We start from the raw sequence: 9,413 nt of genomic DNA, 5'->3' as shown, positions 1-9,413 counted from the left end.
CTCCCAACCCCGTCACCTGACCGCACTGCCCAAGCCCACCCCTCCGGATGATCAGGGAGCGTCCGGCCGGACGCTCCCTGATCATCCGGAGGGGTGGGCTTGGGCAGTGCGGTCAGGTGACGGGGTTGGGAGTGGTGGTGTCGCGCGGGAGCCAGAGGGCGAGTACGGCGCCGACGGCGACCACGGCCGCGCCCACCGCGACCGCCGGCATCAGGCCGTCCACGAAGGACACGCGGGTGCCGTACCCGCCGTTGGCGGCGAAGACCGAGGCGAGTACGGCGACTCCGACGGCCACGCCGAGTTCCCGGATCGAGTTGTTGGTGCCGGAGGCGACGCCCCGGGCGGGTGCCGGCACGCTGGCCATGGTCGCGGTGCTGATCGGGGCGAAGGTCAGTCCCATCCCGATGCCGGCCAGCGCCAGCGGTACGGCGAGCACACCGTAGGCGACGTCGGCCGTACTGACCAGGGCGAGCCAGCCGAGTGCGACGGCAAGGACGCCCTGGCCGGCGACGATCAGGTTGCGGACGCCGAGCCTGCCCACCAGGAGTCCGGCCAGTGGGGCGACCACCATCGGCGCCATCGTCCACGGCATCGTGCGTACGCCGGCCTCCAGCGGACTCAGGCCCTGCGCCACCTGGAAGAACTGGGCGAGCAGGAACACCGAGCCGAAGACGCCGACGGAGAACGTGAACGCCACCGCGTTGACGAGGCTGAAGGTGCGGGAACGGAACAGCCGCAGCGGCAGCATCGGGGCCGGAGCGCGCCGCTCCCACCAGAGGAAGGCGCAGATCAGTGCGGTGCCGCCGGCCAGTGCCGCCAGTACCCGGGTCGAGGTCCAGCCGTGCTCCTCGCCGTGCACGACACCCCAGACCAGGGCCAGCACGCCGGCCGTGGAGAGGGCCAGGCCGGCCGGGTCGAGCCGGGACGACGGGCCACGTGACTCGCGCAGGGTGAACGCGGCCAACCCGATGGCGATCAGTCCGACGGGTGCGTTCAGCCAGAAGATCCAGGTCCAGTCCAGGCCCTCGACCACCGCCCCGCCGACCAGTGGCCCGACCGCGACGCCGAGGCCGCTGATTCCGCCCCAGATTCCGATGGCGGCGTTGCGGAGCCGCTCGGGGACGGCGGCGGCGAGCAGGGTGAGCGACAGCGGCATCACGGCCGCTCCGGCGGCTCCCTGGACCGCCCGGGCGGCGGTGAGCATCCACGGTTCGGTGGCGAGTGCGCAGGCGGCGGAGGCCAGCGTGAACAGCCCGATGCCGGCGAGGAAGAGCCGGCGGCGGCCGATCCGGTCGCCGAGCGCGGCGGCGGTGAGCAGCAGCGCGGCAAACGGCAGCGTGTAGGCGTTGACGAACCATTGCAGGTCGGTCAGGGACGCGCCGAGTTCTGTCCTGATCACCGGCAGTGCCGTGGTCACCACGAGGTTGTCCAGGGTGACCATGAACATCGGTACGCCGACGGCGACGAGCACGGCGGCCAGGGGCCGACCGGGTCGGTCGGGTCCGTCGGATCGAACGGATCCGTCGGGTCGGCCGGGTGGGTCGGGAGTGGGCGGGGCGGCATTCTCGGCGACGGCTGCACTGGACACGGGGAGACTCCTTGTTGTTATCGACTGATAACTAGCGCTCCCTCAACCTAGCTATCGACTGATAACATGTCAACGTCCGACCGAAGGAGCGCCGATGACCAGGACCCGGCTGACCGCCAGCGAGCGCGGCGAACAACTGGTGGCCGCCGCGGTCAGGGCGTTCGCCACCGCCGGCTACGCCGGCACCAGCACCGACGACGTGGCCCGGCTGGCCGGCGTCTCGCAGCCGTACGTGATCCGGCTGTTCGGCTCGAAGCAACGGCTGTTCATCGCCACGGTCGAGCACGCCGCCGGCCGCATCGAGCAGGTGTTCCGGCGCGCGGCAGAACGGCAGGCGGACCTGGCGAGCCTGGGCACCGCCTACGACGAACTGCTGGCCGAGCGTGACCTGCTCGCCGTGCTGCTGCACGGGTACGCGGCCAGCTCCGAGCCGACGATCGGCTCCGCCGTACGCGTCTGCTACGGCCGGATCTACCAGTTGGTTCGGGAGCTGACCGGCGCGACCGCCGAGGAGACCCGCGAATTCCTGGCCACCGGGATGCTGCTCACGGTGCTGTCGTCGATCCGCGTCATCGGGCCGGACGCGGTGGTGCCCGAACCGTGGATGTCGGAGATCGCCGAGACGATCTACAAGCCGGAATCCGAACCCGAGGACGGCGGGGCCGCACAGCCGCAGGGCCGGGCCGGCGGGTAGCGGTCGGCACTGCGGCGCCCGGGTGGGCGGGTGATCCTGTTGAGTTCGATCGCCGCGCAGCGGGGTGGCGGTGGCCCGTACTCGGCGGCGAAGTCGACGCGACCCTGGCGGGCCGGGCCGGCGAACCCGCCGAGATCGCGGCGGCGATCAGATATCCGGCCAGCCCGGCGGCCGGGTACGTCACCGGGCAGGTGCTCGGGGTCAACGGCGGGTCGGTGTTCGGCCGCTGAGCCGAGGGGCCGGAGACGGCGTCGGGCCGGGTGAGGGCGCCCCCGTGTGGCCCCACCCGGCCCGGTCGATCCGCGAGGATCAGCCGTTGAGCAACTCGTACGCCACTGCCGGCGCGTTCTGTGCCTGCGCCGCCGTGGGTGCGGTCACCTTCGGTGCGCTGCCGTAGTCCTGGTACTTCACGATGTAGCTGAACGCCTTGGCGGACCCGGCCGCCGGTACGGCGAGGGTGAGCGACGCCAGGTTCTTGTCGGCGCCGACGACGGCGGTGAACGGGACCTGCTTCGCCGCGTCCCCGAGTGCGGTCATCTGGTCCGCCTCGAGCACCTTCGCCGCCTCGCCGGAGGTGAGGTCGATGGTGCCGGAGTACTTACCCGCCCCGTCGTCGTTGACGGTGGTGGCCGCCTCGATCAGCGGACCCGCGTTGCCCTGGTCGGCGCCGTCGTACTTCGGCATGCCGTCGGCGTCGGTGAACTTCGAAGGGTCGAGCTTCAACCATTTCTTCGGCAGCTTCGGCAGCCCGGTGAGGCCCTTCGTCTCGGTGAAGGAGATCTTCGTCCAGGCCTCGTCGCCGATGACCCGGAACGTGATGTGCGTGCTGAAGCCGTGCTCCGGATCTTTGATCGACGTCTTCAGGTCCAGCGCTTTCGCCGCCGGATCCACCGAGCCGGAGACGTCGGTCGTGACGTCCTTGCCGGTGAACCGGAACGGCCCCTCCGACCCGTCCGGCACGGACCCCAGCAGCGTCTGCTTGGCCGTGACCTCGGCCACTCCCTCCTTCACCGCGCCGCAGCCGCCCAGCATGACGGTCGCGCCGAGCAGTGCGGCCATCGGGCCGGTCATCCGCCGGGCCCACCGCGCCGTGCCGGTATCTCTTCTCATCGCTGTCCCTTCCAGGGTGTTCGCTGTTGCCGCCGGCAATGCTGCACAGCGCTACTGCGGCTTCGCTGACAGTCCGCTGCGGCCCGCTCATGGCCGACTGCCGTTATGCTGCCGTCGGACTGCCGTGCGCTGGTCCGAAGGGATGTCCGGGGGTGAGGAGCGCATGGTGGGGACGGTGCGTTTCGAAATTCTCGGACCGCAGCGGGCCTGGCAGGACAGCCAGGAGTTGGATCTCGGGCCCGGCAAACAGCGGGCGGTACTGACGGTCCTGTTGCTGCACGCGGGACGTCCGGTGCCGACGACGCGGATCGTCGACGCCGTATGGGCCGAGGATCCACCCGCGAACGGGCCGAACGTGGTGCAGAAGTACGTGGCCGGACTGCGCCGGGTCCTGGAACCGGATCGGTCTCCGCGGACGCCCGGTCAGGTGCTGAGCCTGACGGACGCCGGTTACCTGCTGCGGGTCGGTACCGACGAACTCGACCTGCTGCGCTTCGAACAGCGGACCCGGCGGGCCCAGGTGGCCCGGGCGGAGGGACGGTCGGCCGAGGCGGTGGACGAACTACGGGCCGCACTCGACCTCTGGCGGGGCGATCCGTTGGAAGGGCTGGTGGGATCGTTCTTCGACTCGGCCCGGCACCGGCTCGTCGACATGCGGACCGCAGCGCTGGAGACCTGGGCCGAGTTGGAGTTGGAACTCGGGCGCCACCAGGAGTTGGTCGGGGAACTGGGCCGGTTGGTGGCGCGGTTCCCGGTCCGGGAGCGGCTGCGTTATCTGCTGATGCTTGCGCTCTACCGGGCCGGACGGCAGGCGGAGGCCCTCACCTCGTTCCGGGAGATCCGGTCACTGCTGCGCGACGAGCATGGCCTGGAGCCCGGTGAGCAGCTCCAGGAACTGCACCGCCGGATCCTGCGGTCCGATCCGACGCTGACACTTCCGGCGCGGTCCGGTCCGGAACCGGAGGTCGTCGTGCCGGCGCAGCCCGGGCCGGAACCCGAAGCCGTCGTGCCGGTGCCGGGCGTGTCGAATCCTGAGGCCGTCGTGCCGGCACCGGGTGTGCCGGAACCCGAGGTCGGCGTGCCGGTGCCGGTGCCGGGGCCCGAGGCCGTCGTGCCGGTGCCGGTGCCGGTGCCGGGGCCCGAGGTCGTCGTGCCGGTGCCGGTGCCGGGGCCCGAGGCCGTCGTGCCGGTGCCGGTGCCGATGTCGGGCGGCGTTCCGCCCCTCGGCAGCGGTCCGCCGTTCCCGCTTCCGCCCCTCACCACCGCCCACGGGCAGCGCCGCGCCTGGCCACTGTGGGTGAGCCACCTCGGCACCGTGCTCGCGGTGTTGAGCGTCGTCCTCAGCCTGGGCAGTTTCACCTGGCTGGTCATGTTCAGCTACGCGGTACGGCGCCGCAGTTGGCTGCTCGGGGCGTCCGGCGTCGGCTATCTGGCGGTGGCGGTCGTCTTCTGCGTCGCGCTGGGCAGCATGGACCCGGATCCCGAGGCGTTGCCGACCGACGCCGAGACCGCCGGGATCTTCGCCGGATTGCTGCTGGGCTGGCTGGGTGGCGCCGTGCACGTGATCCTGATCAACCGGGCCGTGCTGGCCATGTTCGGCGGTCGACTGGTCGCGCCCGCCGAGCGGGTCGGCGCCGACCAACGGGTACGGCGGGAGCAGGCCAGGTACCTGCTCTACCACTATCCGACCGCGCGGGCGGATCTCCGGATCGGGCGACCGGATCTGCCGAACGGCTTCGACGACGGTGGACTGGTCGACATCAACTCGGTCGGCGAGCAGGTGATCGTCGGGTTGCCCGGACTTCCCGCCGAGCAGGGCCGACAGATCGTGCTGGATCGCTGGCTGCGCGGACCGTACGCCTCGCTGGAGGAACTGGTCGCCCGGTGCCTGCTGCCGATGGACGTGGCGGACTTCCTCCGGGACATCCTGCTCTTCCTGCCGCCGTCCGGTTCCGGGCCGCCGTTCGGGCAGTCGACCCCGCCGTTCGGGCAGTCGACCCCGCCGGCCTTTCCGACCGGACGGGCCGGCCCCGGCTGACGGATCCCTCGGCAGGTCACGCCGGCCGGCAGCGCCGGTCGGCCCCGTCGGCGGCCGTACCGCATCCGAAGACCTCGACCGGCTCGGTGCCGACGTCGGTCACCTGGGCCACCCGGACCAGCGAGATCCGCTTGGCCACCGGCTCGCCCGAGTCGGGTGCGAACCGGATCAGTCCGCTGACCCCGGGATAGCCCTTCTCCGCGTTCTGCCGCAGCACCTCGGTGTGTACGCCGACGGGATTGACCGCCCGGGGATTCCAGGTCTCCCGTGGACTGGCGTGCCGCAGCCGGGCGGCGAGACTCTCGACCGCGCGTACCACCATCGTGGCGGCGTCGTAGGCGAGGCTCACCCGCTCGCCGACCGGAACGCCGCCCTCGTCGCCCCGGCACCGAGGCGGGTTGAGCAGGTCGGCGGCCTGAATCCAGGAGAGGAAGCTGCCGCGTACGTCGTCGCGTCGGTCGCGGGCGGTACGCAGGGCGGCACAGGTGGCCAGGGCGGCCTTCGACACGTACGTCACCGGGAGGTTGCCGGGTGCGCTCGCCCGGAGCCCCGGATTGGCCATGTACCGGTTGACCGAGTCGTCGCCGACCAGGTTGCCCGGGGGATTGGGCCCGCACTCCTTGAGCCCCCGGAGGAACCCGTCGAACTCGGACCAGCGGCCGGCGAAGACCAGCAGGCCGGAGTAGCCGCACTCCTGGGTCAGCCGCTGGCCGATCCGCCACTCCTCGACCCGGGTGAGCCGGGCGCCGAAACGCTGCCGCAGCCCGCTGACCAGCGTGCCGACGTACAGGTCCTCGTCCAGGGAGCTGTCCTCCCCGGTGGTGTAGTAGACGTGCGCGTCGTCGACCCGCAGGACCTGGCGGGCGTACTCGTCGATCAACGCGACCTGGTCCTGGTTCGGGGCGGAGATCTGTAGGTACAGCTTGGAGTTCTGGTGCATCCCGTCCGCGGAGAGCGTCGGTGCGAGTGTCGGCAGCCCGATCCGGTTGAGTTCGCGGAGCGCGTGCGCGGTCGTGGTGCGGCTGTCCACCAGGCCGACGACCCCGAGCACGGTCGGGTCGTCCCGGACCAGTTCCTCGAGCATCGCCACCGCGCGTCCGGCGTACCGCATCTGACGGCCGCCGTTGGCGACGACGACCCGGAGCAGCGCGGCGCCGTCCGCTCCGGCCGACTCCCGCAGCAGCGCGTACTGCGCGGTCGCCATGCCCTCCAACTCCTCCCGTTCGGAGACGTACGACTCCTCGTCGGCCCGGGTCCGGTTGCCGGTGAGGGTGCCGAGGTAGACGAGGGTGACCAGGGGCCGGCGCTGGGCGCTGCGCTGCCAGACCTGCTCGGCGGCGGCGTTCTGCTCGAAGATCCGCCGCTGGACGTCGCGGAGCCGGTGCTGGCCCGGGTCGCGGTTGAAGACGTGGCCGGCGGTGTCGCTGTAGCCGACGCACTCGCCGCCGATCAGTTCGACCGAGACCGCACCGTCGAACGGCCGGGGATGGCAGCTCGGGTCCCACCGGGCGGTCACCCACGCCCCGGCCGCGACGAGCAGCAGCAGGCACAGCGCGGCGGGCAGGAAGCGGCGGGTCCACCAGGGCGGGTTCGGCGGGGTGAAGTTGAGCAGCCCGCCCCTCGGCTCCGAACCGGCGTTCGGGTCGCCCAGCAGCAGCGCGATCAGCCACGCGGCGGGTCGGCGCAGCCGCCGCGTCTCCGGCAGCACGTCGACCCACTCGTCGTACGCCTCCTCGGCGTCGACCAGCGGGTACGGCTCGGGCAGTTCCGGCGGCGGTCCGGTGCCGGACGCGACCACCAGCAGCGGATCGTTGCGCCCCGTTTCGTTGCGGACGTCGTTGACCAGCCGGACGAGGGTGTGGCCCGGCCCGGCCGGCGTCACGTTGTCCAGCAGCAGCACCGGGTACGCCGTCCGGCGCCAGCTCGTGGGTCGCCAGATCCGGCGGCGGTACGCCTGCCGAAGGTCCTCCAGGAACGCGTGCACCAGCAGCTTGTTCACCTGGTCCGGTTGCTCGCCGTCCCGCCAGCCGGCGGTGAGCCGCTCGGCGAAGCCGAGGAAGGTCACCGACTGCCGGGGCGCGAGGTACTGCTGGCGCATGAACCACCGGTAGTGGGGCCCGAGCAGCGGCACCCGACCGGAGATCGCGACCCGGAAGACGACACTGGGAATTGCCCGGCGGACCAGCCAGAACACGAACTGGTACGCGCTGGAGACCAGGTCGGGGTCGCCGTTGCCGCCACCGGCGGGGTCGCCGGCCGGTCGTGGCCCGCGCCGGTCCCGGAGCTGTCGGGCCAGGGTCGGCCGTCGGTCCTCGCCCGCCTCGCCGGGCTCGGCCGTGTCGGCCGGGTCCGCGAGGCTGTGGTGCAGCAGCCAGTCGGCGAGCGGGTAGTGCCGGAACCGCAGGCGTTCACCGCCGAACGCCTCCACCGAGAGTTGCCGGTGCACGTCCCGCAGCAGCGTGCCGATGTCCACGCCGGGCCGGGCCGCCAGGTCGAGCGCCGCGTGCGGGATCCGGCGTCGCTGGCCGCGTCCCAGCACCCGGCGTAGCAGGGCGATCAGATCCGGGGCGCGATCCGCCCGGACCAGCCAGATCAGCGGCAGCCGGCGGTCTCCCCGCCGGGGTCGACGCAGCAGCCGGGCCAGCAGTCCGAGGAATTCCGATCCGCCGGACGGCAGCCGTTCCCGACCCGACGTCGGCTGGTTCTGCGCCGTCAGTCCCCTCACGCGCACCTCCGTCGGTCGCTGTGCGTGGCACAAGATGACCACAGTGTCGTGGGGGCGGACAAGGGCGAGCCCGCGAGGCAGGTCGGTGGTCGCTGGTAGAAATGCCGGGGGTGGGTGACGGGCCGACGGCGGGCCCGGCCCGGCGATGGAGCACGATCGAGGTGTGGGCGTAGGCGTGGGTGGAGGCGGGGACCGGATGGCGGACGGGGATCGGGAACTGGTGCGGGAGCGGGCGGAGGCGGTGCTGCGCCGGCTGGCCGGCGAGCATGCCCGGCTCCGGGACGACCAGTGGCGGGCCATCGAGGCGCTGGTGGTCGACCAGCGTCGGGTGCTCTGCGTGCAGCGCACGGGGTGGGGGAAGTCGGCGGTCTACTTCGTCGCGACCGCGCTGCTGCGCCAGACTCCGGGCGGCTCCGCCGGGCAGGTTGCGGGCGCCGGGCAGGTGGCGGGCGCCGGGCAGGCTGCGGCGGCCGGCCCGACGGTGATCGTCTCGCCGCTGCTCGCGCTGATGCGCAACCAGGTCGAGGCGGCCGCGCGGGCCGGCATCCGGGCCCGCACCATCAACTCCGCGAACTCGGACGAGTGGGACGAGATCGCCGCGGAGATCGAGAGCGGGGCGGTCGACGTACTGCTGATCAGTCCGGAGCGGCTCAACAACCCCGACTTCCGGGACGGGGTGCTGCCCAGGCTGGCGGCCACCACCGGGCTGCTGGTGGTGGACGAGGCGCACTGCGTCTCCGACTGGGGACACGACTTCCGTCCCGACTACCGCCGGCTGCGTACCTTCCTGGCGGGGCTGCCGGCCGGTACGCCGGTGCTGGCCACGACCGCCACCGCCAACAGTCGGGTCACAGATGACGTGGCGGAGCAGCTCGGCGACGCGTTGGTGCTGCGTGGGCCGCTGGACCGGGAGTCGCTGCGGCTGGCCGTACTCGACCTGCCGAGTCCGGTGTACCGGCTCGGCTGGCTCGCCGACCACCTCGATCGGCTTCCCGGGTCCGGGATCATCTACACCCTGACCGTCGCCGCGGCCGCCGAGACCGCCGAGTTCCTGCGGGCCCGCGGCTACCCGGTCGCGTCGTACACCGGTCAGGCCGACGACGCCGACCGCCGTGCGGCCGAGCAGGACCTGCTCGACAACAAGCTGAAGGCCCTGGTGGCGACGTCGGCGCTGGGCATGGGATTCGACAAGCCCGACCTGGGATTCGTGGTGCACCTGGGCGCACCGCCGTCGCCGATCGCCTACTACCCTGTCTCT

The 9,413-nt window shown here is 72.3% G+C and carries 6 protein-coding genes and 1 pseudogene; 4 read left to right on the top strand and 3 right to left on the bottom strand.

Annotation, left to right across the window (positions count from 1 at the left end; translation table 11 throughout):
• Positions 1–112 precede the first annotated feature (112 nt).
• Positions 113–1,588 carry a DHA2 family efflux MFS transporter permease subunit gene (locus I0C86_RS36345; RefSeq protein ID WP_323374063.1) on the bottom strand — a complete coding sequence of 492 codons (1,476 nt, stop codon included), beginning with the start codon at positions 1,586–1,588 and terminating at the stop codon, positions 113–115.
• A gap of 94 nt (positions 1,589–1,682) precedes the next feature.
• On the opposite strand from I0C86_RS36345, the gene I0C86_RS36340 reads away from it, so the two are divergent.
• Both I0C86_RS36340 and I0C86_RS36335 read left to right on the top strand, forming a co-directional pair.
• Positions 1,683–2,282, top strand: a complete 600-nt coding sequence (locus I0C86_RS36340) for a TetR/AcrR family transcriptional regulator (protein WP_196205840.1) — start codon at positions 1,683–1,685, stop codon at positions 2,280–2,282.
• Positions 2,283–2,512, top strand: a pseudogene (locus tag I0C86_RS36335) (SDR family oxidoreductase); the annotation flags it as partial.
• A 79-nt stretch (positions 2,513–2,591) separates the two neighbouring features.
• Here the strand turns inward: I0C86_RS36335 and I0C86_RS36330 are convergent.
• The gene (locus I0C86_RS36330; RefSeq protein ID WP_196205839.1) at positions 2,592–3,392 is read right to left on the bottom strand and encodes a hypothetical protein; all 801 of its coding nucleotides are present in this window, start codon (positions 3,390–3,392) and stop codon (positions 2,592–2,594) included.
• A gap of 175 nt (positions 3,393–3,567) precedes the next feature.
• Between I0C86_RS36330 and I0C86_RS36325 the strand changes: the two genes are divergently transcribed.
• Entirely contained in the window at positions 3,568–5,430 is a 1,863-nt protein-coding gene (locus tag I0C86_RS36325; protein ID WP_196205838.1) for a BTAD domain-containing putative transcriptional regulator, read from the top strand.
• Between the two features lie 16 nt (positions 5,431–5,446).
• On the opposite strand, the gene I0C86_RS36320 is transcribed toward I0C86_RS36325, so the two are convergent.
• Positions 5,447–8,155 (bottom strand): type 1 periplasmic-binding domain-containing protein, encoded by a 2,709-nt coding sequence (locus I0C86_RS36320; protein WP_323374062.1) that lies wholly within the window; start codon positions 8,153–8,155, stop codon positions 5,447–5,449.
• A gap of 196 nt (positions 8,156–8,351) precedes the next feature.
• Here I0C86_RS36320 and I0C86_RS36315 point away from each other — a divergent pair.
• Positions 8,352–9,413: DEAD/DEAH box helicase (locus I0C86_RS36315; RefSeq protein ID WP_196205837.1), on the top strand; the 1,062-nt coding region annotated here is incomplete at its 3' end.

The sequence above is a fragment of the Plantactinospora alkalitolerans genome (genome assembly GCF_015690345.1).
Lineage (GTDB): Bacteria > Actinomycetota > Actinomycetes > Mycobacteriales > Micromonosporaceae > Plantactinospora > Plantactinospora alkalitolerans.
The sequence above is the reverse complement of the archived record's forward strand: the minus strand, read 5'-3'. Positions and strand labels throughout refer to the sequence as shown.